This is a genomic window from Rhizobium sp. PP-F2F-G48, from assembly GCF_004342335.1.
GTDB lineage: Bacteria > Pseudomonadota > Alphaproteobacteria > Rhizobiales > Rhizobiaceae > Ferranicluibacter.
Genome location: NZ_SLVH01000001.1, coordinates 1 through 26,064, shown reverse-complemented (window position 1 = coordinate 26,064; position 26,064 = coordinate 1). Strand labels below are relative to the sequence as shown.

Here is a 26,064-nt window from a genome sequence, read left to right as displayed (position 1 = left end):
TGTCAGTAATGGTCGGATTGCGAAAAGGTCCGCGCCAGCTCGGCCTGGCCCGCGGTCAGCCCGCAATCCACCGCAAGGCAGACGCCGGTGATGGCGCGGGCCTGCTCGCTGGCGAGGAAGAACACGGCATTGGCAACGTCTTCGGCGGTTGCGATCCGGCGCAGCGCGTACCAGCGCTTCACATCCTCGAACACCTGCGGATTGGCGCTGGCGCGCGCTTCCCAGGCCTGCGTGCGCACCGTGCCCGGCGCGACCGCATTGGCGCGGATGCCGAACTTGCCGTATTCGACCGCGATCGACTGCGTCAGATGAATGAGCCCGGCCTTGGCCGCGCTGTAGGCCGGGTGGCCGAACACGGCGAGGCCGTTGACGGAAGCGATGTTGACGACCGCGCCCTGCGCTTCTTTCAGCGCGGTTTCCAGCGCGCGGAACACCAGAAACGGCGCTTCCAGATTGAGCGCGGCATCGGCCCGCCAGATCGCACCGTCCGTATCGTGCAGGCTCACGGCGCGCGCGGCACCGGCATTGTTGACCAGCGTGCGCACGCGGCCGAGCCCGGCCGCGACCTCCGCCATCGCACTTATGCTCGCCTCGTCCGTGATGTCGCAGACGACGGAGATGAAACGCTCGGAAGAACCGAGTTCACGGGCGGCAAGCTCCAGCGCCGCGGCATCGATATCGACCAGCGCGACGATATCGTGGCTGTCCGACAAGCGGGCTGCAATCGCGCGGCCGATATCGCCGGCCGCACCCGTGACGACGGCAATCGAACGGGTCATCGGCATTTCGCACGCCCGTAGGCAGAGGTGCACGGCATGGTCAGTCTCCGAGAATCTGGCGGTCGTCACCGTCGCGGTGTTCGACCAGCTGTTGCTTGATGTGGCGCAGCGTCACGGTCGAGAGCTTGCGGTTGCGATAGGCAACGAGGCTCGCGATCACATCCACCACCGCGAGGAAGGCGAAGCGGGTGGAGGTCGGCCGGAAAATGTTCACCCCCTCCGGCAGATCGATGCCGATGACGAGTTCCGCCGCCTGCGCCACCGGACTGTCCGATTGCGTGAGCGCGATGGTGGTGATGCCGCTTTCGCGGGCGAGCGCGAAGCAGCGGGCGAGTTCCTGGTTGCGGCCCGAAAAGGAAGAGCCGACGATCACGTCGTTGGTGCGCGCGGCAGCCGTCAGCATCAGCTGCATATTGTGATCGTTGCTGGCGGTGACGCGGGAGCCGAGGCGAAACAGCCGGTTCTGCAGCTCGGTCGCGATCATCGAGGAGTTGCCGCCCGAGCCGAACGTATAGACCATTTCGGCGCGCGACAGCCGGTCGGCCACCTTGTCGAGAAGCACGGGATCGAGCGCGCGATGCATCATGAACAGCGCGTTCTGCGCTTTGGTGATCACGTCTTCCGCCACATCGGCCGGCTCGGTGCTTTTCGCCTCGGGGTTGAGATAGCGCACGCCGATGAAGGCGGTCTTGGCGAGATTGACCTTGAAGTCGGAAAAGCTCTGGCAGCCGACATTGCGGCAGAAGCGCGTGACCGTCGGCGGCGAGACCTCCGCCCGTTCGGCAAGCTCGATGATGGAGGCATTGACCGCGAATTCGAAGTCGCCGAGGAGAATATCGGCGATCCGCTGCTCGGACGGCGAAAACTGCGCCCGGCCTTCCTGGATCGTCGTGAAGATATCCATTCCGCCTCCCCGAAGCTTGCCCGCCCGGCGCCTGAAGCCGTCAGACCGGCGCCTTGTAGGCGACGCAGTCGATCTCGACCTTGCAATCCACCATCATGGACGCCTGAACGCAGGCGCGCGCCGGCGGGTGCTCGCCGAAATAGGTCTGGTAGATCTTGTTGAAAGTCCAGAAGTCGCGCGGATCGTCCAGCCAGACGCCGCAGCGCACGACATGCTCGACGCCGTAGCCGGCCTCGTCCAGAATAGCGAGGAGATTGGCGATGGTCTTGTGCGTCTGCTCGACGATGCCGCCCGAAATGATCTCGCCGTCTTCCATGGCCACCTGGCCGGACACGTGCAGCCAGCCGGCAGCCTCCACGGCGCGGGCGAAAGGCAGTCTCTGGCCACCGGCACCGGCTTTCTCCGTGCCATATCGCGTGATGGTCATCCCGGCCCTCTTGCAAATTATTTTCGTCAATTGTTGACAATGGACCATAGAAAACCGAACTTGACCAGAGTTTTCGAGCCTCCATGAAAATAATTTAGACCCGAGGTCGTCCCATGCGTGATCCCCATGCCAATCCCTTTCCGGCAAGCGACGTGGCGCGCCACGCTATCTGGGACATGCTGGTTCCCCGCGATATCGATGCCTTTCTGGCGGCGGACTGGTCGATGGTCGCGGGCGACTTCGTCGAGGACGGCTTTCTGGCCATCAGCGGCAATCACAAGCCGGACCCGGACGACTGGACCCTCGCCTTTCCCTCCCTCGCCGCCTATCGCGACGAGTGGCTGAAGCAGGCCCGCGATTTTCAGGGCCAGACCTATGGCGAGGACCCGCGCCAGGCGATCTTTGCCACGACGACGCTGGAGGCGATCGAGGTGATGGGCGAGACGGCGCTTGCCCGCAAGAAATTCCAGGGCGGCATCCGCAAGACCGATGGCAGCCTCGACGTGATGCAGTGGCAGACGCTCTACACCTGCCGTCTGCACGAGGGGCGCTGGAAGATCTGCGGCTTCACCGGCTACCTGCCGAACCCCGCCCGGTAGCGATGACGGACGGCGCGCGATCGGCGCCTGCCATGCCCACTCCTGACCCCGCCAACCTGTGGAAGGCCGAACACCGTGCGTCTCTTTACCGCCGCCCTTGCCACGGAAACCAATACCTTCGCGCCGATCTGCATCGACCGCCGCGCCTTCGAGGAGTCCCTCTACGCGCCTCCGGGCGAGCATCCGGAAACGCCGACGCTCTGCACCGCACCGATCACGGTGGGGCGAAAGGTCTGTGCGGAAAAAGGCTGGGCGCTGATCGAGGGCACGGCCGCCTGGGCGGACCCGGCGGGCCTGATCAACCGGCAGGCCTATGAGAGCCTGCGCGACGAGATCCTCGACCAGTTGAAGGCCGCGATGCCCGTCGATGGCGTGGTCATGGGCCTGCACGGCGCGATGGTGGCCGATGGCTATCTCGATCCGGAAGGCGATCTGCTCGCCCGCATCCGCGAGATCGTCGGGCCTGATAGGCTCGTCTGCGCCGAAATCGATCCGCACAGCCACCTCACCGCCAAGCGCGTTGCGGCCGTCGATTTCTTCGTCGCGTTCAAGGAGTTCCCCCATACCGACTTCGTCGCGCGCGCCGAGGACCTCTGGCGGATCGCGGTGGATGCGCTGGAGGGGCGCGTGAAGCCTGTCATGTCCGTGTTCGACTGCCGGATGATCGACGTCTTCCCGACCTCGCGCGATCCGATGCGCTCCTTTGTCGATCGGCTGATGCGGATGGAGGCCGACGATCCAGAGATCCTCTCCCTCTCCGTCATCCACGGCTTTATGGCCGGCGACGTGCCGGAGATGGGCACGAAGACGATCGCGATCACCGACGGACAGAAAGAGAAAGGCGAGCGGCTGGCGCGCGACCTCGGTCTGGAGCTGTTTTCCCGGCGCGGAACCTTCATGATGCCGCAGATCGATGAGGCGGAAGCGATCGACCGGGCGCTGGCGAACCCGCTCGGGCCTGTCGTCATCGCCGATATGTGGGACAATCCCGGTGGCGGCACGGCGGGCGATGCGACGGTCATCCTTGCGGCCCTCCTTGCCCGCGGCGTGACAAATGTGGCTGTCGGCATGATCTGGGACCCGATCGCCGTGCAGATCTGCATGGCGGCCGGCGAAGGCGCGGAAATCCCCCTCCGCTTCGGCGCGAAATCCGCGCCCGGTACCGGCAACCCGATCGACGGGCAGGTTACGATCCGACGCGTCGTCCGCAACGCCGAAATGCGCTTCGGCGAAAGCGTCGCGCCCTTCGGCGATGCCGCGCATATCCATCTTAACGGCATCGACATCATCCTCAGTTCGGTGCGGGTCCAGAGCTACGATCCCTCGCTCTTCACCGCGCTCGGCATCGACCCGATGACAAAGCATCTGCTGGTGATCAAGTCCACCAACCACTTCTATGCCGCCTTTTCCAAGATCGCCTCCGAGATCCTCTATTGCGCGGCCGGCTCGCCCTATCCGAACAACCCGGCCAAGACAGCCTATCGCCGCGCCTCCCGAAACATCTGGCCCATTGTCGAGGATCCGCATGGACTTGCCACGATGACACGGGATGCGGGATAGGAATGGCGCCTGCGCCTGTGCAAAGCTCGCGCAAGCCGCAGACGAGGAACCACTGTGAAGACGACGAAACCAACGGGAGAGACGCCGATGACAACCCCGCTGCGGCCGCAGGTCGGCCAGCCCATCCTGTCGCTGTCGACGCCCCTGCCCCTCATCGACGAGGACAGGCTGGCCGCGAACATCGCCCGCGTGCAGACCTATCTCGACGGCCATGGCCTCGCCTTTCGCCCGCATATCAAGACCCACAAGATCCCGGCCATCGCCAAGGCGCAGGAAGCGGCCGGCGCGCGCGGCATCAATTGCCAGAAGATCACGGAAGCCGAGGTTTTCGCGGACGCCGGTTTTGAGGACATCCTCATCACCTTCAATATTCTCGGGCCCGAAAAGCTCGACCGGCTGAGGGCGCTGAACGAACGCATCGCAGGCCTGAAAGTCGTCGCCGACAGCGGGGTGACGGTCAAAGGCCTCGCAGCGCGTTTCGCCGGCGCCAGGCCGCTGACGGTGCTGGTCGAATGCGACACCGGCGCTGGACGCTGCGGCGTGCAGGATCCGGCGGCGGCCGTGGCTCTCGGCCAGAGGATCGCGGCGGCCGATGGCCTCGTCTTCGGCGGCTTGATGACCTATCCGAAGGCCCATGACGAAGCGGCGGTGGAGGCGTTCTTCGCAAGCGCGATCGCCAGCCTTGCCGCTCTCGGCATCCCCTGCCCGATCGTCAGCAACGGCGGCACACCGAGCCTGTTCTCGGCCCATCGGGTTCCGTCCGCCACCGAGCACCGTGCCGGCACCTATGTTTACAACGACCGTGCCATGGCCCGCTCCGGCCATTGCTCGCTGGAGGACTGCGCCATGCAGGTGCTGGCAACCGTCGTCGCGCGCCCCACGCCCGACCGCGCCGTGCTCGACGCCGGTTCCAAGGCGCTGACATCGGACCTTCTCGGATTTTCGGATTATGGCATGCTCGTCGATTATCCCGACGCCGTCATCTCGGGCCTGTCCGAGGAGCACGGCGTGGTGGACCTGTCGTGGGTCTCCGGCGCGCGGCCCGAGATCGGCGACAAGGTGCTGATCGTGCCGAACCACACCTGCGTGGTGTCGAACCTGTTCGACATCATGACGTTTCATCGAAACGGCGTGGTGACGCGCATCGAGGACGTCGCCGCGCGCGGCCTTGTGTGGTGAGAGACTGCGAGACTGCGGAAGGGCGCCCGGCCCTTCCACCCTTCGTTTAGGCCCTTAAGCCGCCGTCATAGCTGCGGGTATCTCGAGCGTCTGCCAGTCCACGGTGCGCTCCAGCGCTACGCCATCGGCCTCGAACAGATGGCAATCGGCCGCCATGATGCCGGTGGAAACAGGCTGTTCGACGGCAAGCGGCGCGGAACCGGGCAGCAGCACGCAATAGGGCGTGCCGTCCGACAGGCTGGAATAGGCGACGGTATTGATGCCCAGACGCTCGATCACCGAGGGGATGATCGGAATGTTGAGGTCGCCGGGCGTCAGCATCGTATGTTCGGGACGAATGCCGAGCGTCAAAACCTGCCCGACGAGATCTGCGCGACTTGCGACCGGGATCGTGACCGTCTGGCCCTGATAGTCGACGGTGACGCCGGCGGGGCCGACGGCGGTGCAGGTGACCGGCACGAAGTTCATTTTCGGATTGCCGATGAAACCGGCGACGAACAGGTTTTTCGGCTTGTGGTACAGCTCCAGCGGCGCGCCGACCTGCGAGATATCGCCGGCATTCAGCACGACGATGCGGTCGGCCATGGTCATGGCTTCCACCTGGTCATGCGTCACGTAGATCATCGTCGCCTTGAGTTCGCGATGGAGCTTCGCAAGCTCGATGCGCATGTCGGCCCGCAGCGCCGCATCGAGGTTGGACAGCGGCTCGTCGAACAGGAAGATCTTCGGCTCGCGCACGATGGCGCGGCCGATGGCGACGCGCTGGCGCTGGCCGCCGGACAGCATGCCTGGCTTCTGCTGCAGGCGCTGATCGAGATGCAGGATGCGCGCGGCGTTCTCGACCTTGGCCTTGAGCTTGCTCTCCTCCATCTTTTCCACGCGCAGGGGAAAGGCGATGTTCTCGAACACCGTCATATGCGGATAGAGCGCATAGGACTGGAAGACCATGGCGATGCCGCGCTTGACCGGCGGCAGATCGTTGACGCGAACGCCGTCGATGACGATGTCGCCGCTCGTGGTGGAGTCGAGACCCGCGATCATGCGCAAGAGCGTGGACTTGCCGCAGCCGGACGGGCCGACGAAGACGACGAACTCGCCGGTCGTCACCTCGAGCTGGACGCCCTTGAGCACTTCGAAGTCGCCGTAGGACTTCTGCACCTTGTTGAGGAAGAGCTGTATCACGATCGGTCTCCGGTCGCCGAAGCGGGCGGCGTTGGTCTGGACGAAAAAGGGAAACGGGTCGGCAGGCAGGCCGGTCCTACGCCCCGGGAAGGGACTGTCGCGACGGCAAGGGCCGCCGCGACAGCAGGCTGGACAAGCTTATTTGTACTCTTCGATCGCGGCCGAAGCCTTCTTCAGAGCATCTGCCGGCTCGGCCTTGCCGGTGACGACCGACTGGACCATTTCGATGACAGCATTCTGGAAGCCCTTGTAATCCTTGAACAGGGGCTCCGGACCACCGAAGGCGATACCGTCGATAAACGGCTTCCACGACGGATCGGCCTTGACGAATTCGTCAACCTTGGCCGAAGGGCGCAGCGGGGTCAGGCCAGCGCCGCCCTGCAGTTCGTATTCGCCCTGCGGGCCCGGCGAGGTGATGAACTTGGCGAATTCGATCGCCTTGTCCTCGACGCCCGTGCCCTTGAAGATCGCCAGGCTGTCGGTGATGAGCAGCGTGCCCTCACCCTTGGCCGAGGGACCGAGCGGCAGCGGCGCAACGCCCCACTTCATGTCGGTCTTCTTCAGCAGCGCTGCGGCGCCCGATGCGGACTGGATCATGCCGGCCTTGCCATCGAGGAAGATGGCGCGGATTTCGTTCTGTTCGTAGGCGGTCGCACCTTCGACGGAATAGGGCGTGATGTCCTTGACGGCCTGCAGGGCTGCCAGCACTTCTGGGCTATCCATGACGATCTTGTCGCCATCGATGACCTTGCCATTATTGGTGTAAACCCAATGCATGAACTGGTGCATGGTGTTGTCGAAGGTCTTGGCCGGAAGGCCGTAGCCGGCAATGCCGGTCTTTTCCTTGATCTGCTTGGCGAAGGCGATCTCTTCGGCCCAGGTCTTCGGCGGCGTTTCGGGATCGAGCCCGGCCTTCGCGAAGAGGTCCTTGTTCCAGTAGAGCGCCTTGGTCGAGAAGGCGATCGGCACGCCCCACTGGTTGTCGTCGAAGGTGACGGTGTCGACGATGTTGGGGTAGTAGGTCTTCTTTTCCGCGTCGGTCATCGGCACGGGAACGATCAGGTCGTTCTCGGCGAATTCCTTCAGCGTGCGCGAGCCGACATAGGCCATGCCAACCGGGTTGCCGGCAGCGGCCAGCGTCGTCGCCTTGTCCTGGCACTGTTCCCAGCCGACGAGCTCGGGCTTCACGGTCCAGCCGGCGTTCTTGCCTTCCCACTCCTTGATGTACTTTTCATGGATCGGGTCGATCTTGTCGCCGCAATAGATCCAGCTGATTTCCTGGTCTGCGGCCTGTGCGACTGTGGCAGTCATCGTGCCGAGTGCGGTCGAGCCGAGCAATGCAAGGGCCATGAGGCCGGTCTTGAATTGGATTGTCACGTTTAAGCTCCCGTTGTTCTCTGGTGGTTGGTCTTATTGTTTCACCGCGCCGGCGGTCAGGCCGCTGACGAGATAGCGTTGCAGGAAGAAGATCACGATCATGGCCGGGGCGATGCCGACGAAGCTCGCCGCCATGAGTTCGTTCCAGACGACTTCCTGACGTCCGAAATAGGCGAACAACCCGACCGGGAGCGGCGCATATTCGGACTTTGAATTGAAGGTGAGCGCATAGATGAACTGCTGCGCATAGGACCCGATGAAGGTCGTGATGGCGACCACCACGATACCGGGCATGGCGATCGGCAGGATGACGCGGCGCAACGTGTAGAAGTGGCTGGCGCCGTCCATGAAGGCGGCTTCGTCCAGCTCTCGTGGGATCCGCATCATATAGGTGCGCAGGAGCCAGATGGCCGTAGGGATCAGGAACGCGACGCCCGGCACGATCATCGCAAAATAGGTGTTCAGCACGCCGAGCGAGCGCATCAGCCGGAAGAGCGGGATGAGCAGCACGGCGCCCGAGAACATGTTGACCGCGAGAAAGGCGCCGAGCAGCTGGCCCGAGCCCTTGAACTCGAACCGGGCAAAGGCGTAGGCCGCGGGCACGACGAGGATCAGCACCGCGATGGTGACGACGCTGGAGATGAACAGCGAATTGAAGATGTAGCGCGCAAAGCCGGGCACGCTGACCCACATGGTCCGGTAGGCCTCGAACGATCCGTTCTTCGGAATGAAGCGATAGGGCGACGAGAACAGCTGGCTGAGTGGCTTCAGCGAGACCAGGAAACCTTCCACGAAAGGCGCCAGAAGGAAGGTGAGAAAGACGAAGATGCCCGCATAGATGCCGACGATCTCGTACCAGGCATAGCGGTTGATGAGGATGGACGGTTCTTTCATCGCTTGTCTCCGGCAGAAAGGCGGCTGGTCATGCGGAAATAGAAGACGCAGAAGATCGACAGGAAGATGCAGATCAGAACCGCCCGCGCCGCGCCCTCCCCGTACTTGTTGGAGCCGATCGCCGTCTTGTAGGTGTCGATGATCATGGTCGTCGTCTCGCCGGTCGGCCCGCCGCGCGTCAGAATCCAGATGATGTCGAAGGAGTTGAAGGTGGAGATCAGCGAGATCATCGACATCGTGATCATCGACGGCACGAGCAGCGGCAGCGTGATGCGGCGGAAACGGTAGAGCCGGCCGGCGCCATCCGTCCAGGCGGCCTCGTAGAGGTCCTGCGGGATCGATTGCATCGCGGCCAGCATGTAGAGCGTGACCATGGGAACGCCGATCCACACATCGGTAATGACCGTCGCCCAGAAGGCGGTCGACCCCTGTGCCAGGAAGGCGATCGGGCTGTCGACGAAGCCGAAGCGCTGGAGCAGGCCCGAAATCATGCCGAACTGGCCGTTATACATCCAGCCCCACATGAAGATGCCGATCGCCATGGGCACGATCCAGGGCGGCATGGTCAGCACGCGGAACAGCGCCCGGCCGGGCACCGCCGCGTTCAGCATGGACGCGCCGAACGTGCCGATGATCATTTTCAGCGACACCGAGAAGAACGTCCAGATGAAGGTCCGGATGATGACTTCGGCGAAGGTGGCGTTGAAGATCTTGCTGTAGTTCGCCCAGCCGACCCAGTTCGTCGTCTTTTTCAGGGAGGCATCCGTAAACGACAGGATGAACGTATCGACAAGGGGATAGGCGACGATGACGGTGACGTAGAGAATGGCCGGCGCCATGAGGAGCCAGGCGAAGAGGACGGTGCTTCGTTTGGCTTCCATGACGGGCCCTCTCAAGCAGACTTGGTCTGCGGTGCGGATGACGCGGCTGTCGTGCCGTGCAGGCAGGCATCGTACTCGGCCCAGACGGGCGCGAGATCGACGACCTTGCGGGCAAACCGGGCCTCGTCCATCGCCAGCGCCAGGATACCGGCCTCGATGGCGTTCAGCGCCGACACCGGCAGCGCCTGCCCCTCGGTGATGAACTTGAAGACGTCCTCGGCCATCTGCTCGTCGGCACCATAATGGTGGGAGGTCTCGGACGGCGCCTGGTACGTCTTGGCGACGACCTTTTCATTGTTGCGCGCATTGTGCACGTCGAGATAGCCGCGCACGAAGTCGCCTTCCGCCATGCCCTTGGAGCCGATCACGCAGAAGCGGCGGAACTGGTCGGGAACGTTCAGATTGGTATGGAACGTCATCGCGGCGCCGTTCTCATATTCGACAATCGCCGTCTGGTAGTCGATCAGGTCGCCATCGCTGTCGAACACCTTGTCGGAGCCCTCCCAGCCGCTCGGTTTGCGGTGATAGAGTTCCATGTCGTTCGCGCCGTCAGTGCGCGGATCGTTGGCGGGAACGAAGCTCTTGCGGCCGCCGAAGGACGACACGTAGCGCGGACGCGCGCCGACCACGCCATTGTAAAGGTCGAGGTCGTGGCAGCACTTTTCCAGCATGAAGCCGCCGGCATAGCGGCCATAGCGGCGCCAGTCGCGCATGAAGAAGGCGCCGTGATAGGGCTCGATATGCTCGGACGCCTCGATCGAGACGATCTCGCCGAGCCGACCCTCCGCCTGCGCCTGACGCAGGTCGCGATAGAGCGGCGAGTAGCGCAGCACGAGGCCGACCAGCAGCCTGTCATGGCCATGACGGTTGAGCAGACGCGCCAGTTCGAGGCTTTCCTCGATGGTCACGACGATCGGCTTCTCGGTGAAGACGGTCAGCCCGGCCTCGAGCCCGATGCGGATATGATCGAGATGCATGTGGTTGGGAGAACCGACCATCAGGAGATCGAACGTCTCCGAGGCGATCATCTCCTGCGGCGTCGCATAGGCCTTTCCGGCGGAAATCCCGGCTTCGGCAAGGCCCGGCAGGCCTGCCGGCGCGGGATCGACATGACCGACGATCTCGAACGTCGGATCCATGTCCCTGAAAATACGGCCGAGATACCCCAGCCGAAACCCAAGCCCGATCATGGCGACCTTCATATCGGCCTGCTCCCCGTCTTTTCGTAATTAATTTTCGCAGCCTGTGTCAGATCAGCGATCTCGTCAACATAAAAACCGTTTCCACGAACAGCCATGAAATTCATTTTCACAAAGTGAAAATCCACGGAGTCCCGATCTCGCCTATCGACCGCACTGACCCTATCCGCCGAGCCCCGGAGCTTTCTTCGCCCCGGTTATGCGGACAGCACACGGAACGGCGAGCGCCTTCATTCGTCAATGACCATACCAAAAACAGGCCAATCGTCCAGCCCTTTAGGAAGGGAATTTTAACGAACGGCATAAGTCACTGTAGTCAATGATATTATAATGCAATGCCTTCCTGGTTCTGCTCTCCGCATGCCCGGCAAATTGGTTTTTTTTGGTATTGCCAGCCTTGAGGTTGCCCGAACGACACTCCTCCATTTCGCGAGCGGAGGGCGCACCGTCGCGCGCTCGACCTGCACGTCTCCTGGCATTCCGGTCATTTTTACTTTCGCAAGGCGTGAATTAGGCGTAAATCAGATTCCGTTAACGTACACGTCAACGGGAGGAACCGATGGCACTCTTTGATTACAAGGGAAGAGACGCAGGCGCAGAGGTATCGGAGGCATTCAACCTCGCACGCTATGGACAACTACGTGCGTTCGGAGCCCTGGGAGAGCTCGGAACGACGCTGACGGGGACCACGGGCAACTTTTCGCCTCCGTCAGGCTGGCATGATCTGACAGCCAGCGACGTCGGTCTTCCCGCAAACACCGTCGACAGCTTCGGCTTCTTCCACGGCGCGACGTCCGCCAGCGCGCAGGTCAAGATCCTCGCCTATACCGGCGCCGGCGGAGCGATCGAGCGGATCGGCGTCAGCTTTGCCGGAACCAGCGATATCGGCGACCTCCCCGCTTACTTCGCCCTGGCGAAGGGGGAATATCTCGATCAGTTCGTCTATGTTCTCGAAGCCGCCGCGCGCTTCGCGAAGGCAAACGGTCTGACGGGCGAGGATGTCGTCGTCACGGGCTACAGCCTCGGCGGCGGCGCCGCCAATATCCTGGCGGAGCGCTCCGACGTCGTCGCCGACGGCTTCTACGACACGGCGAACTATTTCGGGTTCGACTCGCCCAACATTTACGACAACAGCGAGAAGATCTTGAACCTCGGCGGCGAGAACGACCTCGTCTACCGCTCGCTCGGCACATCGACGGACAGCATTCCAGAGGGATTGACCGAAGCGTTTCTGCACAAGGACCGCAACTTCGGCAGCTCCGCCGACAATATCGTCCTCTTCAATGACCTCTACGCCAATCCGCTGTCGCCCTTCGGGCCGACAACCGTCTTCAACATCCCGGGCGGCTGGAGTTCGCATATCGGCAATCTGTTCAACGACGCCTTCGCAACGATCGTCCGCTCGAGCTTCGCGTCGATCATGGAGAAGGACAGCGCGATCATCGTCTCGCAAATGAGCGATCTCCTGCGTCCGGTCGTCTGGGTGGAGGATGTCGCGCGCAGTACGTCCAGCCATTTCGGCCAGCCCGCCTTCATCCTCGGCTCCGATCAGGCCGACCGGCTGCGGGACGGCAAGGCAAGCGACTTCCTGGAAGGTTTTGGCGGAAACGATCGGTTCAGCGTTTCCAAAGGCAATGATACGATCGCGGGTGGCGACGGCACGGATACGGTCCAGATGCCTGGCGCGATCGGCAGCTACGAGGCCATCCGCCTCTCGGACGGAACGCTCGTGATGCGTGATCTGTCAGGACAATACGGGCTGAAGGAAATGACCTCGGTCGAGCGGATCGAGTTCGGCACGCTCCTTCCGACGAGCTACACCGTGACGACCACCAAGCTCGACACCTTGCTGTTCGCAGACAAGACCTATGTCGCCCATGTCGAAGGCACGGCGGGGGACAACAGTCTCGGCGGCACGGCAGGCGTCGACCGCATCTTCGGTCTCGCCGGCAAAGATGTCCTTCGCGGCGGTGCGGGCAACGACCTCCTGCACGGCGGCACCGGCAATGATCAACTTTTTGGCGATACGGGCGATGACGATCTCCATGGCGGGATCGGCAATGACGTACTGACAGGGGGGCCCGGCAACGACCGACTGTCCGGCGGCATCGGCAACGATGTCTTCGACTTCTCGAAGGTCGCTTCCGGCCGCGATGTCATAACCGACTTCAACGACGGCGTGGAGGGCCACGATATGCTCCTCTTCGGCGCCTCGCTCTTCAAAACGGCGGATGCGGCACTCTCGCATTTCGTCCAGATCGGCGCGGATGCCGTTCTGTCCTGGGTCGGTGGCAGCGTGGTTCTCGCGGATACGAAGGTGTCGGATCTTCATCATGGCGACATCCTGATCGTCTGACGGGCGCCCGCCGTCGAAGATCTGGCGGCGGAACCGTGCGGGCCTCATCGGTCTCGCCTGGCCTCCGCCGCCTGCCCCCTCTGTCATGCCGGACATCGGCCGTCAGTGCGTCGTTTCCGAGCCGGCCTTCTGCTCGTGGGGCCGCGCCTGCCGGGCAATGCCGCGGGCACCCACGACGCCGCGCGGGAAACCGGATCGATCACTGTAGTCCTTGACGGTTTTCGGCCGTGCTTGCTTCGCGGTCACCGCACTTGCCGCCAGAAGATCGATCGCCGCGATCCCGACGGCCATGAAAAGCGCCGTCTTCACCGTCTGGCGTCGCGGATTGCCGGTCGAGAGCAGCGCCAGCAGCGTCACGATGTCGAGGCCATCGCCCGCGACGCGGCTCGCAAGCCCTGCCCGCTTGTCGGTCGAGAGCGTGAGCATGCCGCTTGCGATTTCCCGGGCCCCATAGGCCCGCACCACATGCTCGCCGCCGCGCAGCCCAAAAGCCCGGGTGATGCGCTGCGGCGCGACCATCTGGAACAAGCCGAGGCCGAGGCTGAACCATCCGAGCCCGCGCGTCAGCCCGTCGGTCGCATCGTGCAGGCGCGGGCCGGACGACAGGATTTTCGGATCGCTCTCGTTGCGCGTCAGTCTGGAGAGAAGGGACATGATTGCCTCCTGTCAGGGTTTGAGGACGACCTTGATGCAGCTGTCCTGCTTGTTGCGGAAAACCTTGTACATCTCGGGGCCTTCCTCGAGCGTCGCGGTGTGTGTGATGACGAAGGAGGGATCGATCTGCCCCTCCTCGATCCGGCGCACCAGATCCGGCGTCCAGCGGTTGACATGCGTCTGTCCCATGCGGAACGTCAGCCCCTTGTTCATCGCCTGCCCCAACGGAATCTTGTCGACAAGGCCCGAATAGACGCCGGGAATGGAGATGATGCCGCCGGGACGGCAGACATAGATCATCTCCCGCAGCACATGCGGCCGGTCGTTCTCCAGCAGCATCATCTGCTTGGCGCGATCGAGCAGCGTATCCGGCTGGTTCATGGAGACGTGGCTCTCCAGCCCCACCGCGTCGATACACTTCTCCGGCCCCTTGCCGTCGGTCAGCTCGTTCAGCCGCTCCACGACGCTTTCCGCGCTGAAGTCGATGGTCAAGGCGCCGCCGGCTTGGGCCATGCCCAGGCGCTCGGGAATGCAGTCGATCGCCACGACGAGCTTGGCGCCGAGCAGCACCGCGCTGCGGATGGCCATCTGGCCGACAGGCCCGCAACCCCAAACGACCACCGTATCCGTGGGCTCGATGTCGCAATGCACGGCGGCCTGCCAGCCGGTCGGAAAGATATCGCCGAGGAACAGAACCTGCTCGTCGGTCAGGCTGTCCGGCACCTTGATATGGGTCGAGTCCGCAAAGGGAACGCGCAGATATTCGGCCTGGCCGCCGGGATACCCGCCGGTCAGGTGGGTATAGCCGAACAGGCCCGCCGTCGCATGGCCGAAGGCCTTGTCGGCCAGAGCCTTGTTGCGGTTGGAGCGTTCACAGACCGAAAAATTGCCGCGCCGGCACTGGTCGCATTCGCCGCATTGAATGGTGAAGGGCACGACGATCCGGTCGCCCTTCTTCAGTTTGCCGTTCATTCCGGACCCGGTCTCCACGACCTCGCCCATCATCTCGTGGCCCATGATGTCGCCCGGCATCATCGCCGGTATGAAATTGTGAAACAGATGCAGGTCCGATCCGCAGATCGCGCAGCTGGTCACCTTGATGATCGCATCGCGGGGATCCTCGATTTCGGGATCGGTGACGGTGTCGCACCGGATATCTTCTTTGCCATGCCAGACGAGCGCGCGCATAAAGGCCTCCGTTGTTCAAAGGGTACTCCGGCTGGACGCAAAACAGGGCCGACAGAACACGTGTTCGCCAACCGGACCGGACTTTCGGAACCGGTCCTCTCCCGAAAGGTTCCAGAAAAGCTCGCATTCCCACGTCCGCAAGAACGTCAGGCGCCTGCGCGATGCGGCGATCATACGGCCATGGCCCGGTTGCATACGAACGGAAAAAAACCGCGACGTCAGCGATGCCTTCCCTCGGCTTCCAGGCCGATGGCCCCCGCCGGTGGACAGGCGACGCTCGGACAGACGCCGGTGCCTGGGCCCGCAAAGCCCGGCGGCGGCGCTCAGCGCGATCGGAGGCCCGGCCATGAGGCACACGGCCGTTGACGACCGTGAGGTCTTGATCAGAGAAGCGGAACCCGGATCAGGCAACGGATGCCGTTATCCAGAAACTGCAACTCGGTCTTCGCATTCAGCTGGTAAGGCAGCGCGCGCTCGATCAGCTCGCGGCCATAGCCCTTGCGGCGCGGCGTCTCACCTTGCGGCATGCGGACGCCCGTCTCCCGCCATTCGAGCCGCACGGCTCTTTCTCCGTCGGCCTCCTCGACCGTCCAGGAAACGCGCAGCACGCCGCTCTCCTGGCTCAGCGCACCATATTTGATCGCATTCGTCGCAAGCTCGTGCAGCGCAAGGCCGAGCGCCTGCGCGCCGAGCGTGGGAACCGTCACCGGCGGCCCTTCGGCCTGCACGGCCTCCATGCGCGAGGCGGCCCCGTGCGCGCTGAGTTCGCCCTCGATCAGGTCACGCAGCGCGATGGATTCCGCCGCCCGCGCCACGAGCCCCTGAACCCGGCTCAGCGCGCGCAGGCGGCTCGAAAATTCGGGCCCGAAACTTTCCAGCGACGAACTGCTGCGCAGCGTCTGGGTGGCGACCGACTGGACGACGGCCAGGAGATTGCGCGTCCGGTGCTGAAGTTCGGCGACCAGCACGTCCTGGCGGTCTTTCAACTCCCGAAGCTCGTGAATATCAGTCATGGTGCCGATCCAGTCGCCGGTCTCTTCGCCATACGCGCTCATGACCGGCAGCGCCCGCGTCTGGTGCCAGCGATAGGCGCCGTCGGCCGCACGGCAAACGCGATGCTCGACATAGCATTCGCCGGTACTGGCTGCCGCCTGCCAGGCCGCCAGTGTCAGCGCGCGATCCTCCGGGTGGACCGCGTTCAGCCAGCCGAGCCCAAGGCTCTGCGGCTGGTCGAGGCCGGAATATTCGACCCATTGCGGACTGCCCCAGGTGCGGGACCCATCCGCCACGCAGCGGAACACGAGCTGGGGAATGTTGGTGGCCAGCAGGCGAAAACGCTCCTCGTTCTCGCTCAGCCTCTGGCCCGCAAGGTGCGATTCCGTCCGGTCGCGCAGGATTTTCACGAAACCGGATCCGTCGCTGAGCGGCATGGTCAGCCCCGATGCCCAGAAGCGGGTGCCGTCCTTGCGCATCTGCCAGCGCTCGTCCTCCGCCCGCCCGTGCGTTCGGGCATCCCCCCGCTCCAGCGCCGGCAAGCCGGCCGTCCTGTCTTCCGGCGTGAAGATCACGTCGCCGGACTGCCCGAGAATATCGGTTTCCGTATAGCCCAGCACGCGCTCGGCGCCAGCGTTCCAGCTCGTCACGCGCCCCTCGGCGTCGAGGGAGAAGATGGCAAAATCGATCGCGCTCTCGAAGACGACCCGCAGGAGATCATCGCTTTTCGGAGCGAGAAGTGGAGGGTGAGGCGCATCATGAAAGGTCATGGCCCGGATCCTCTGTCTGTCGGCCGAATTATAACCGGCTCAGGAGCTGTAGAAGTTCGTCGGGATCGGCCGGTTTCTGGAGAAAGGGCGACTGGCGAAACCGCTCGGGCAGATCGCGCCGGTCATAGGCCGTCAGGAAGGCGAAAGGCACCTTGCGCAGGGACAGCGCATCCGCCACCGGATAGACCTCCGCGCCGCGCAGATGAATGTCGAGAACCGCGGCATCGATCTGTTCCGCCTCGTCCACCAGCTTCAAGGCGCCTTCCAGCGACGACACGGGTCCGATCACGTCGGCTCCGGCGCGGCCCAGCACATCCATAATATCCGCCGCCACCAGATATTCGTCTTCGACGACGAGAAAGACCTTGTCGAAAAGTTCCGCTTCCTCGCTCACAACCCGTACCTCGTCATCCTGTCGTTTCCTCTTTGCGCCGATCCGATGCCCTTGCGTTTCGGTCCTGTCGTTGCAGGCGGGCATCCGGCTTTCGTAACGGTGCCGAACCCCGCATCGGTCGGTTCGGTTCCGCGGACGAAGGCGATAGAATCAATCGCCTCCCTTGCGCAAGATCCTCGGTGATGCGGCTGTCCGGTATCGGCGCGCTTTGCGGCGCGAAGACGACGGGCCGGCAGGGCAAGCATGTCCGCAGACGGTCATTCATGGCGAAAATCGATAGGTCCATGCGGTTTTCGAGGGCTAATCCAGGCGCTTAAAGCACCTATCTGCATGGTGCCGCACGCCACCTCCCATTCACCGGGTGCGGACCAACGACCGGAGGTCCTCATGAAGACCATAGCCACCACCATTGCCCTTTCGGCACTCGCCGCCACAGGCGCTGCCGCCGAAACCACCGGCACCGAAGCCGGGGAAAACCGGCGAACCCGCATCGCGCCCGCAGCCGTCTACGATGTCGCGCCGGGGCTCGGCCATTTTACCGACGACGTCCTCTTCGGCGACGTCTGGCGCCGCCCGCAGCTTGCCGCCCGTGATCGCAGCCTCGTGACCGTCGCGGCCCTTGTCGCCACCGGCCGAACGGCGCAAATCGGCGGTCATGTCGGGCGGGCGCTCGACAATGGCGTGAAGCCGCAGGAAATCGGCGAACTCATCACCCATCTCGCCTTCTATACCGGCTGGCCGAATGCCATGTCCGCCGTGACCGAGACGAAGACCGTGTTCGAGGCTCGCAAGATCGCAGCCGTCGGCGAAAGCGACGCGGGACGGATCGTGCTGGAGCCCGGAGCGGAAGCCGCACGCCGCCGCACGGTCGATGCGTCGGTCGCGCCGACCGCGCCGGCCCTTGCAGAGCTGACGAACGAGGTTCTCTTCGGCGATCTCTGGCAGCGCCCGGATCTCAGCGCGCGGGACCGCAGCCTTGTCACCATGGCCGCGCTCGTTGCCATCGGCCAGCCCGAACAGTTGCCATTTCATTTGAACCGGGCCATGGACAACGGGTTGACGGCGACGGAAGCTGCAGAGGTCGTGACCCATCTCGGCTTCTATGCCGGCTGGCCGCGGGCCATGTCGGCGGTTCCCGTCCTGGAGAAGGTCCTTGCTGCCCGTGATGAAGGGGCCGCCCGTCAGGAAAAGAAAGCCGAAGCCATGTCCGAACCGTCCGAGACCGCAAACCCCGACATCACCCTGACCCGTGCCGGCGCTGACGCCAAGCCGGGTCCGGACGCTTACTTCACCGGAGATGTGCAGATTTCCGCGCCCTACAAGGGCACGGACCCCGCCCGCATCAGCGGCGCGACCGTGTCCTTTCCGGCGGGGGCGCGCACCGCCTGGCACACGCATCCGCTCGGGCAGACGCTCTACATCGTCTCCGGCCGGGGCTGGGTGCAGAAGGAGGGCGGCCCGCGCGAGGCCTTCGGCCCCGGAGACGTCGTGTGGATTCCGCCGCTGGTCAAGCACTGGCACGGCGCCGCCGCCGATACGCCCATGGTCCACTTCGCGGTGGCCGAAGCCCTTGACGGCAGCGTCGTCACCTGGCTCGACAAGGTGACCGACGCGCAATACGCGGCCGGCCCCGCGATCGACTGAGACCGACAGCCCTGCGGGCCGTCCGGGAATGGTCGCCCCGCCCCCCAGGACCAACGGGCTGAAAGGCGCCGGGCGACGACACGGTCGCCCGGAACGCGGTGTGCGGGCCGGGCTCTCTGCCCCAAGGTCTTTTTGCCCGCAAGAAAGTCCAGTCCCGCATCGCCGTCGTATGCTACACCAGACCCTGTCCTCATCCTCACAGCCGGCGGCGCATGTTTCATCTCATCTTCGGCCTCCCCTGGCTGGTCGTCCTCGTCCGCTTCATCCAGCCTCTTCCCTGGCTCTGGTCGGCAAAGGCGGTGCTGGCCATCCTGCTTCTGCTGGCCTCCCAGTATCACCTGTTCAGCCGCATCTCCTCGGGCTCCGTCTTCTCGCCGGAGTTTCCGCGCTGGCTGGTGATCGGCTTCAACCTGCTGTTCGGTGCCATCATTCTTCTGGCCGTTCTCCAGATCGCACTCGATCTGGTGTCGATCGGGCTCGCCCTCGTGAAAGGTCACTGGATCGCCGTGCCGCCTGTGGTCCGATACGCCATGGGCGTTACGGCGCTGGTCACGGCAGGCATCGGCGTTGCCAATGCCATCCGCGTTCCCCCGCTGAAATCGATCGAGATCGCCATTCCCGACCTGCCGCCGTCCTTCGACGGCTATCGGATGCTGCAGCTGACCGACATGCATATCAGCCGGCTCTTTCCACGAGCCTGGGCCGAAGCGGTCGTCGAGAAGGCCAACGCGCTCGCGCCGGACGTGATCGTCATCACCGGCGACCTGATCGACGGAAGTCTGGAAAACCGCCGCGACGATGTGGCGCCGCTCGCCGGTCTCAGCGCCCGCGACGGCGTGATCGCCATTCCCGGCAACCACGAATATTTCTTCGGCTATACCGGATGGATGGCCCATTTCGCCTCGCTCGGCATGACGGTGCTCGAAAACGCGCATGTGTCGGTCGCCCGGGACGGTGGCTCGATCACCATTGCGGGCGTGACCGATCTTTCCGCGCGCGCCAACGGCCTGCCCGGCCCCGATCTGGCGCAAGCCCTGAAGGGCGCGCGGTCCGACGCGCCGATCATCCTTCTCGACCACCAGCCGCGCGAGGCGCAGACGGCCGCGGCAGCCGGGGTCGCGTTGCAGCTTTCGGGCCACACCCATGGCGGCATGGTGATGGGCCTCGACCGCCTCGTTTCCGGCCCGAACAACGGTTTCGTCTCCGGCCTCTACACGGTCGGCGGCCTGCAGCTTTACGTCAACAACGGCACGGGCCTCTGGCCCGGCTTCGCGCTCCGCCTCGGCCGCCCTTCGGAACTCACGGTCATCACCTTCCGCCGCAAGGGTTAGAAGACGTCACCTACCCTCGCGCCCGGAGAGCCGCCGTCAGCGGCAGGCGCGTGGCGGCGAACGCCGGGACGAGACCGCCGAGCGCGCCGATCGCCAGGCCGAGTAGCCCGGCGACGACAGCGACATCCGGCGTCACCGACAGCTGGAAGGCGAGCCGCGCATTGTTGGCCCCGATGGTGCTGGCTTGCCAGCCATTGAAGGCGAGCCAGGACACGACGAGGCCAAGGGCCACGCCGACAGCGGCCAGGCACAACGCCTCCACCCAGGTTCCGACGAAGGCAGCAGATCGTCGGAAACCGAGCGCCCGGACCGTGGCGATCTCGACCGTCCTGTCGGACACCGAACTCATCATCGTGTTCAGCGCCCCCGCCGTCGCGCCGATCGCCATCAGCAAGGCCAGCGGCCAGGCGAAAAGGCGGATGAGCCGCGTCGTGTGGCCCGATTGCGCCGCATAGAGATCCGCCTCCGACAGCGCAGACAAAGGCACCGTTCCGACCGTCGCCAATCGGGCCTGCAGACGCCCGAGCCCGGCCGGGTCCATCAATCGCAGGCGCAGGCTCTGCACCGCATTTTCCCGATCGAAGGCCGCACGCACCGCATCGAGATCGGCCCAGATCTCGGACTCGAACGCGCTGCCATGGGCCGAAAACTGCCCGACCACCATCCAGTCCACCGCGCCAAGCCGGACGCTGCGGCCGACCGTCATGCCGAGCGTGGCGGCAAGCTGGTCGCCGACGACGATCTCCCGCGCACCCGGCACGAAGAGCCGCCCAGCCGATAGCGCAACCTGATCGCGCATGGCGGCTCCCGCGCGATCCATGCCACGGACCGCAATGGTGCGGGCCGCCTCGTCGCCCACCGTCTCGTCGCCCGCCGTCTCGACGTCCACCGCGACCACGATCTCCCGCGAGGCGACCAGTTGTCCTGCCGCATCCCGGACGACGCCGATATCGTCCGTCGTCGCCTGCAGGGTGCGGACGGCCTCGGCCGGAATATCCGAGCCGCTTTCCTGCTGCGTGCCGCCGCCGAGGACCACGGCCACCCGGGGCGACCCCGCTCCGGCAAGCGCGCGCTCGAAACCCTTGGCCAAAGCCAGAAAACCGGCAAGCACGCAAACGACGAGGGCGATGGACAAGGCCATCGACAGGGAGATTGCGAGACGACGCGGCAGGCTGAGAAGATTGACACGGATGAGGATGCCGGTCTGTCTGAGAAGCATGGACATGGAGATCACCGTGTTCTGAAGGCGTTGATGACGGGAATGCGAAGCGCCGCGATGGCCGGAAGCGCGCCGGTCGCAAGACTGAGCGCGACCATGATCGCCACACCCTTGGCGAGCACCGCAGCCGAAAAGACGAGCCCGAGCTCGGCTCCGGCAAGCTGCGCGGCAAGCCATGCCAGAGACAACCCGACGCTCCCGCCAAGCAGGACGACGAAGGCGGTCTCCACCAGAACGAGCGCGACGATATGGCCCCGCGAGAAGCCGAGCGTCTTCAAGACGCCGATCTCGAAGGTCCGCTCCCGGATCGCGAAGATCATCGTGTTGATCACGATCATCAGAAGCGTGACGAAAGCAGCGCCGACGACGAGGTTCACGATCAGCCCGACATCGGCATATTGCCGGAGGAACGCCTCCAGGAACTGCTTCTCCGACTGGGTCTGCGTGGGCGTGGCGGAGCTGGAAAACCGCGCATCGATCCGGGCGGCGAGAACGGCTGGAGACACGGCCGGCGATGGCAGGACGACGAAGGCATCGACCATATCCCGTCCGCGCGCCCGGACCGCGTTCACATAGTCGAAGCGGGCAATCATGAAATAGGTATCGGTCGAGGCCGTCTCGCCGTCAAAAATGCCGGCAATCTCGAACCGCCAGTCGCGACCGCCTGCCTGCGGGAACACATCGAACGCCGTGATCGTCACGCGCTGACCGACCACCCAGCCCTGTGCCTCGGCCAGCGCCCGGCCGACGAGCACGCGGTCACGCGCGCCGTCCATGGCCGAGAGCAGCGCCGGCGTCAGACCCAGGCCCTTGCCGTTGACCTGCATCAACCGCGGCATATCCGCCGCGCTGACGGCAATCCTGTTCTTCTCGACACCCGCATAGCCCCGCAGGCGCGCGACATAGCCAACGGCGGCGACGTCGGGAATGTCGGCAAGTCTGGACAGAAAATGGATCGGCAACGCCTGTGCCCGCCCGCCGGCACTGGTGATACCGAGGATATCCTCGCTCGCCGCCGAAGCGCTCTGGGCACCCCTAAGGAAACTCGTCGTCAGGCCATAGATCAGGAACGCGATGGCGATACAGATGATGAGGAGAACGGCGCGCAGGGGTTTTCGCAGCGCGTTGCGTTTCGCGAGAGAATAAAAGCTCATCGAGGCGCCCTCGCTTCTTCGACGAAGACGCCCTTGTCGAGATGCAGCGTCCGCTTCGCAAGCCGGGCCGCCTGCGGATCGTGCGTCGCCATGAGGATCGTCTTGCCGAGCACCTGATTGAGCGTCTGCAACATCTCCAGAATGTCATCGGCGGACGTGCGATCGAGATCGCCGGTCGGCTCGTCGCAAAGCAGAAGGCCCGGATCGGCGACGATGGCCCGGGCGATGCCGACGCGCTGTTGCTGACCGCCGGACATCATGCCGGGATATTGCCGCTCGCGTCCGGAGAGCCCGACGAGATCGAGCACGCGCTCGACCCGCAGACGCCGCTCCCGCGCCGAAAGAGGCTTCAGAAGAAGCGGAAGCTCGACATTCTCCGCGGCAGTCAGCATGGGCAGAAGATTGTAGAACTGAAAGACGATGCCCATGTGATGCGCCCGCCAGGCGCCACGGGCCGCCTCGCCCATCTGGTCGAGCTGATGCGTGCCGATGCGCACGCGCCCGGCATCCGGTCGGTCGATCCCGGCCAGCATGTTGAGAAGCGTCGATTTTCCGGAGCCGGAAGGCCCCATGACGGCCACGAAGTCGCCGCGGGGGATCGCCAGATCGAGGCCGGAAAAGATCGGGATCGCCTGCCCGGCAATATGATAGGCTTTGCTGACGCTCTGAAGTTGAATGTAGATGTCCGGCGTGTCCGTCATGGCGCGATATCTCCTGTCGGGTGGATGGGAATGCGAATGCGCGCCGCCATGTTGGGCCGCAGCCCTTGCGGCGGATCGACGAGGTCGAGGCGGAGCGCCACCGTTCCCTTCTCGGCCGAGGCGACCGGCGCAAGACGCCGGATTGCAACCCGGAACGGCTTGTCCGGAAACGCATCGAGCACGGCCTCGCCGGCAAGCCCCGGCGTCAGCGCCGCGACCGTGGTCTCCGCCACATCCGCATCGATCGCGAGGCGGTTCATATCGGTCAGCATCATCAGGCTCTGGTCTTCGCGCACGCTGTCGGCGCGCGACAGAACCGTATCGCCGACATGCACGGAGAGGCCGGTCACCCTTCCCGAGAAGGGTGCGGAAATCGTCTGCTCCTCGAGACGCTCCTGCGCGATGCGAAGCGAAATTCCCGCACTTTCGACCGCCTGGCGCGCCTGCGCCGCGGCATTCTCGGCCTGATCCCGCCGAAGACGGGCCTGATCGAGCGCCTGTCTGGACACGGCGTCGCTCGCAAAGAGCCGCTCCGTCCGGTCGCGTTCGGCCTCGGCTTGCGAAAGGTCGATGCGCCGTGCGGCCTCTTGCAGCTGCGCGGCGGCCTGTGCGGCTTGTGCCTGCTCGAGCGCGAACCTGGCATCGCGATCTTCCAGCACGACGAGCACCTGCCCGCGCCGCACGAGATCGCCAACATCGACGGCAACCGTGATGACCCGGCCTTCATATCGCGAAAAAATGCGGGTTCCCTGCTCCGCAACGACGAAGCCCGAGCCGGTGATTTCGCGGACGGCCAAGGGCACGGCCGGCGACGGGGCAAGCGCATCGGGTGCAGACGATGGCAATGACTGGGGCGCGGCCATCTGGTCCCGCGATGGCGATGCCGTCGGTCCCGAAAAGACGTCTGCACCGTGCGAAAACAGCAAGGCCACACCGGCGCCAGCCATGAGAACAAGGACGCCGATGGCGATGATGGGCCGACGCGGAGGATCACGCGTCGGGATGGAAGCTGGCCTTGCCTCGGACGAGAAGGATTGAAGCGTCTCGACGAGGGAGAGGGCGTGAGGTGTGGGATGGTCGATCTGGTGTTTCATGCCCCCAGACTGACGATCGCCGGTCTCAGTCGAGACCCGAAACAGGATCGAGGTCGTGCTCGATCGCGTTCGAGGACGCTCTCTCCCGCCACTGCAGCGGCGTCATCTCGGTTACGCGCTTGAACTCGCGGTTGAAATTCGATTTCGTCTGAAAGCCGACATCGAACATGATCTCGGTGACCGAACGCCCGGTGTCCGTCAGCAGCCGGCAGGCGTCCGCGATGCGCTGCTCGTTGACATATTGCGAGACATTCTTTCCGGTTGCGCGGTTGATGGCGGCGGAGATCTGGCGGGCGGGTATTCCGGCCTTGCGGGCCAGGCGGTCGAGGTTGAGATCGACGTCACGATAGACGCGCTTTGTCTGCATGAGGCGTTCGATGGCGTCCATCGTCCCGGCCTCTTCGGCCGTTGCCGCCTCGGGGGCCGGCCTGTTCGAAGACGACACATCGGGAGCCGGAACGTCCAGAGCGGACGGCATGACCGGGACCCGTTCCGGCGGCGCACCGGTCGATGCGGCTGCGATCGCCAGGATCACGAGCAGGCAGAGATTGGCGATTGCGATCACCGGTCGGATATTGGCGCCTTGCGCCCAGGCGAGATCCAGAACGACGAACAGATCGACGGCTGCCGAGAGAAGAAGGCAAAGTGCCGTGAACAGACTGGCGCGATAGGCCGGCGCCGCCCCCTCGAACGGCGCCAATCGCAAGGCATCCGTGCCGGGCCGCATGAGACGGAGGATGGCAAGGGCATAGCCGACGAAGATCGCGATCAGAGCCACATCGATCGCCTCCCGCTCGAGAACGAGGAGCAGCACGATCGTCAGGGTGGGAAGCCCATGAACTCCATATCGCCACCACCCCCACGGCCTCTTCCCCCGCACGAGATTTTCAACACCGGCATAGGCAAGCGGCGGAACGAGCGCCGGCCCGACAGGCGCCAGAAACATCATCGCCTGCACGTCATAGCCCCAGCGCAGCCCGGAGAGGACCGATTGCCAGATGCTGATGACGATCAAGATGATCAGCGCAAGACGCCGCGACACCCCCTCGTCCCGTCGAAGCACGGTGACGAGAAGCACGAGAAGCAGGAGGGCAACGACGAAGGGCAGCGGAATGAAGGGCATCGGGAGCGCGACGATCTGGATGAAGACGAAAGCGCCATCATGGCAAATTCCGATGCCCCCCGCGACCTCGATCAGGATCGAGGTCTCCCGGCGACGATGGTTTGACCACCGTCGCCCCCGCCTTATCGATCCCGGCGATGCCGATCACGTCCTCCACAATTCGGATCGCTCAGCACCCAGCACCATCGGACGCGCCCCCAGCACCCAGCACCATCGGACGCGCCACTACCGGCCGAGCATTCGGTGCTGCACTGAGCCAGATGGCACGCGATCCCCTCCCCCGCGTCACGCATCCCAGAAACGCCAAAACCCCCGGCCTTTACGGCGCGGGGGTATTGGTATGTTTGTTTTAATCTGTGGTGTGTTTTGGTTGCGGGGGCAGGATTTGAACCTGCGGCCTTCAGGTTATGAGCCTGACGAGCTACCGGGCTGCTCCACCCCGCGGAAGGTTATGGGGTACTG

General features: G+C 64.3%; 22 protein-coding genes, 1 tRNA gene and 1 pseudogene. 6 read left to right on the top strand and 18 right to left on the bottom strand.

Annotated elements, in window-relative coordinates; all coding sequences use genetic code 11:
- Window positions 1–2: 2 nt before the first annotated feature.
- The 3 genes from C8J36_RS00120 to C8J36_RS00110 are packed head-to-tail and all read right to left on the bottom strand — an operon-like array spanning window position 3 to window position 2,110.
- Entirely contained in the window at window positions 3–779 is a 777-nt protein-coding gene (locus C8J36_RS00120; protein ID WP_132531242.1) for an SDR family oxidoreductase, read from the bottom strand.
- A gap of 40 nt (window positions 780–819) precedes the next feature.
- Window positions 820–1,683: a MurR/RpiR family transcriptional regulator gene (locus C8J36_RS00115; protein ID WP_132531239.1), complete on the bottom strand. Its 864-nt coding sequence runs from the start codon at window positions 1,681–1,683 to the stop codon at window positions 820–822.
- A gap of 40 nt (window positions 1,684–1,723) precedes the next feature.
- Complete coding sequence (locus C8J36_RS00110; protein ID WP_062591685.1) at window positions 1,724–2,110, bottom strand: RidA family protein; 387 nt, start codon at window positions 2,108–2,110, stop codon at window positions 1,724–1,726.
- A gap of 113 nt (window positions 2,111–2,223) precedes the next feature.
- Here C8J36_RS00110 and C8J36_RS00105 point away from each other — a divergent pair, with 113 nt between their 5' ends.
- The 3 genes from C8J36_RS00105 to C8J36_RS00095 all read left to right on the top strand — a co-directional run bounded on the left by C8J36_RS00105 (window position 2,224) and on the right by C8J36_RS00095 (window position 5,448).
- Window positions 2,224–2,709: a hypothetical protein gene (locus tag C8J36_RS00105; RefSeq protein WP_132531236.1), complete on the top strand. Its 486-nt coding sequence runs from the start codon at window positions 2,224–2,226 to the stop codon at window positions 2,707–2,709.
- Between the two features lie 75 nt (window positions 2,710–2,784).
- On the top strand, window positions 2,785–4,269 hold the full coding sequence (locus tag C8J36_RS00100; protein WP_132531233.1) for a M81 family metallopeptidase: 1,485 nt from the start codon (window positions 2,785–2,787) through the stop codon (window positions 4,267–4,269).
- Between the two features lie 87 nt (window positions 4,270–4,356).
- Window positions 4,357–5,448 (top strand): D-TA family PLP-dependent enzyme, encoded by a 1,092-nt coding sequence (locus tag C8J36_RS00095; protein ID WP_132531230.1) that lies wholly within the window; start codon window positions 4,357–4,359, stop codon window positions 5,446–5,448.
- A gap of 54 nt (window positions 5,449–5,502) precedes the next feature.
- On the opposite strand, the gene ugpC is transcribed toward C8J36_RS00095, so the two are convergent.
- From ugpC to C8J36_RS00070, 5 genes are all read right to left on the bottom strand, one after another.
- Window positions 5,503–6,630: a sn-glycerol-3-phosphate ABC transporter ATP-binding protein UgpC gene (gene ugpC, locus C8J36_RS00090; RefSeq protein ID WP_165914902.1), complete on the bottom strand. Its 1,128-nt coding sequence runs from the start codon at window positions 6,628–6,630 to the stop codon at window positions 5,503–5,505.
- A gap of 138 nt (window positions 6,631–6,768) precedes the next feature.
- Window positions 6,769–8,007: an extracellular solute-binding protein gene (locus C8J36_RS00085; RefSeq protein ID WP_132531224.1), complete on the bottom strand. Its 1,239-nt coding sequence runs from the start codon at window positions 8,005–8,007 to the stop codon at window positions 6,769–6,771.
- 33 nt (window positions 8,008–8,040) lie between these two features.
- Window positions 8,041–8,901: a carbohydrate ABC transporter permease gene (locus tag C8J36_RS00080; RefSeq protein ID WP_132531221.1), complete on the bottom strand. Its 861-nt coding sequence runs from the start codon at window positions 8,899–8,901 to the stop codon at window positions 8,041–8,043.
- Window positions 8,898–9,782 (bottom strand): sugar ABC transporter permease, encoded by an 885-nt coding sequence (locus tag C8J36_RS00075; RefSeq protein WP_132531218.1) that lies wholly within the window; start codon window positions 9,780–9,782, stop codon window positions 8,898–8,900. The genes C8J36_RS00080 and C8J36_RS00075 overlap by 4 nt, the downstream gene beginning before the upstream one ends.
- Before the next feature lie 11 nt (window positions 9,783–9,793).
- Window positions 9,794–10,984, bottom strand: a complete 1,191-nt coding sequence (locus C8J36_RS00070; protein ID WP_132531215.1) for a Gfo/Idh/MocA family oxidoreductase — start codon at window positions 10,982–10,984, stop codon at window positions 9,794–9,796.
- A gap of 556 nt (window positions 10,985–11,540) precedes the next feature.
- Here C8J36_RS00070 and C8J36_RS00065 point away from each other — a divergent pair.
- Entirely contained in the window at window positions 11,541–13,337 is a 1,797-nt protein-coding gene (locus C8J36_RS00065; protein WP_132531212.1) for a calcium-binding protein, read from the top strand.
- Between the two features lie 102 nt (window positions 13,338–13,439).
- Here the strand turns inward: C8J36_RS00065 and C8J36_RS00060 are convergent, their stop codons facing one another.
- The 4 genes from C8J36_RS00060 to C8J36_RS00045 all read right to left on the bottom strand — a co-directional run bounded on the left by C8J36_RS00060 (window position 13,440) and on the right by C8J36_RS00045 (window position 17,336).
- The gene (locus C8J36_RS00060) at window positions 13,440–13,991 is read right to left on the bottom strand and encodes a hypothetical protein (RefSeq protein ID WP_132531209.1); all 552 of its coding nucleotides are present in this window, start codon (window positions 13,989–13,991) and stop codon (window positions 13,440–13,442) included.
- Window positions 13,992–14,003: 12 nt separating this feature from the next.
- Window positions 14,004–15,179, bottom strand: a complete 1,176-nt coding sequence (locus C8J36_RS00055; RefSeq protein WP_132531206.1) for a zinc-dependent alcohol dehydrogenase — start codon at window positions 15,177–15,179, stop codon at window positions 14,004–14,006.
- Between the two features lie 383 nt (window positions 15,180–15,562).
- On the bottom strand, window positions 15,563–16,942 hold the full coding sequence (locus tag C8J36_RS00050) for a PAS domain S-box protein (protein ID WP_132531203.1): 1,380 nt from the start codon (window positions 16,940–16,942) through the stop codon (window positions 15,563–15,565).
- A 28-nt stretch (window positions 16,943–16,970) separates the two neighbouring features.
- Entirely contained in the window at window positions 16,971–17,336 is a 366-nt protein-coding gene (locus C8J36_RS00045; RefSeq protein WP_062593244.1) for a response regulator, read from the bottom strand.
- Window positions 17,337–17,723: 387 nt separating this feature from the next.
- Here C8J36_RS00045 and C8J36_RS00040 point away from each other — a divergent pair, with 387 nt between their 5' ends.
- Both C8J36_RS00040 and C8J36_RS00035 read left to right on the top strand, forming a co-directional pair.
- Window positions 17,724–18,980: a carboxymuconolactone decarboxylase family protein gene (locus C8J36_RS00040; protein WP_132531200.1), complete on the top strand. Its 1,257-nt coding sequence runs from the start codon at window positions 17,724–17,726 to the stop codon at window positions 18,978–18,980.
- A 212-nt stretch (window positions 18,981–19,192) separates the two neighbouring features.
- On the top strand, window positions 19,193–20,311 hold the full coding sequence (locus C8J36_RS00035) for a metallophosphoesterase (RefSeq protein ID WP_132531197.1): 1,119 nt from the start codon (window positions 19,193–19,195) through the stop codon (window positions 20,309–20,311).
- 10 nt (window positions 20,312–20,321) lie between these two features.
- Here C8J36_RS00035 and C8J36_RS00030 read toward each other — a convergent pair whose 3' ends face one another.
- From C8J36_RS00030 to C8J36_RS00005, 6 genes and pseudogenes are all read right to left on the bottom strand, one after another.
- A complete protein-coding gene (locus tag C8J36_RS00030) occupies window positions 20,322–21,536 on the bottom strand; it encodes an ABC transporter permease (protein WP_132531194.1) in 1,215 nt (404 codons plus the stop codon).
- A gap of 5 nt (window positions 21,537–21,541) precedes the next feature.
- Window positions 21,542–22,684 (bottom strand): ABC transporter permease, encoded by a 1,143-nt coding sequence (locus tag C8J36_RS00025; protein WP_132531191.1) that lies wholly within the window; start codon window positions 22,682–22,684, stop codon window positions 21,542–21,544.
- Window positions 22,681–23,385 (bottom strand): ABC transporter ATP-binding protein, encoded by a 705-nt coding sequence (locus C8J36_RS00020; RefSeq protein WP_132531188.1) that lies wholly within the window; start codon window positions 23,383–23,385, stop codon window positions 22,681–22,683. Before C8J36_RS00020 ends, C8J36_RS00025 begins: the two co-directional genes overlap by 4 nt.
- Window positions 23,382–24,479: an efflux RND transporter periplasmic adaptor subunit gene (locus C8J36_RS00015; RefSeq protein ID WP_132531185.1), complete on the bottom strand. Its 1,098-nt coding sequence runs from the start codon at window positions 24,477–24,479 to the stop codon at window positions 23,382–23,384. Before C8J36_RS00015 ends, C8J36_RS00020 begins: the two co-directional genes overlap by 4 nt.
- 25 nt (window positions 24,480–24,504) lie before the next feature.
- Window positions 24,505–25,643 (bottom strand): annotated as a pseudogene (locus tag C8J36_RS00010) (helix-turn-helix domain-containing protein).
- Between the two features lie 326 nt (window positions 25,644–25,969).
- Window positions 25,970–26,046: transfer RNA gene (locus C8J36_RS00005), tRNA-Met, on the bottom strand.
- Window positions 26,047–26,064 lie beyond the last annotated feature (18 nt).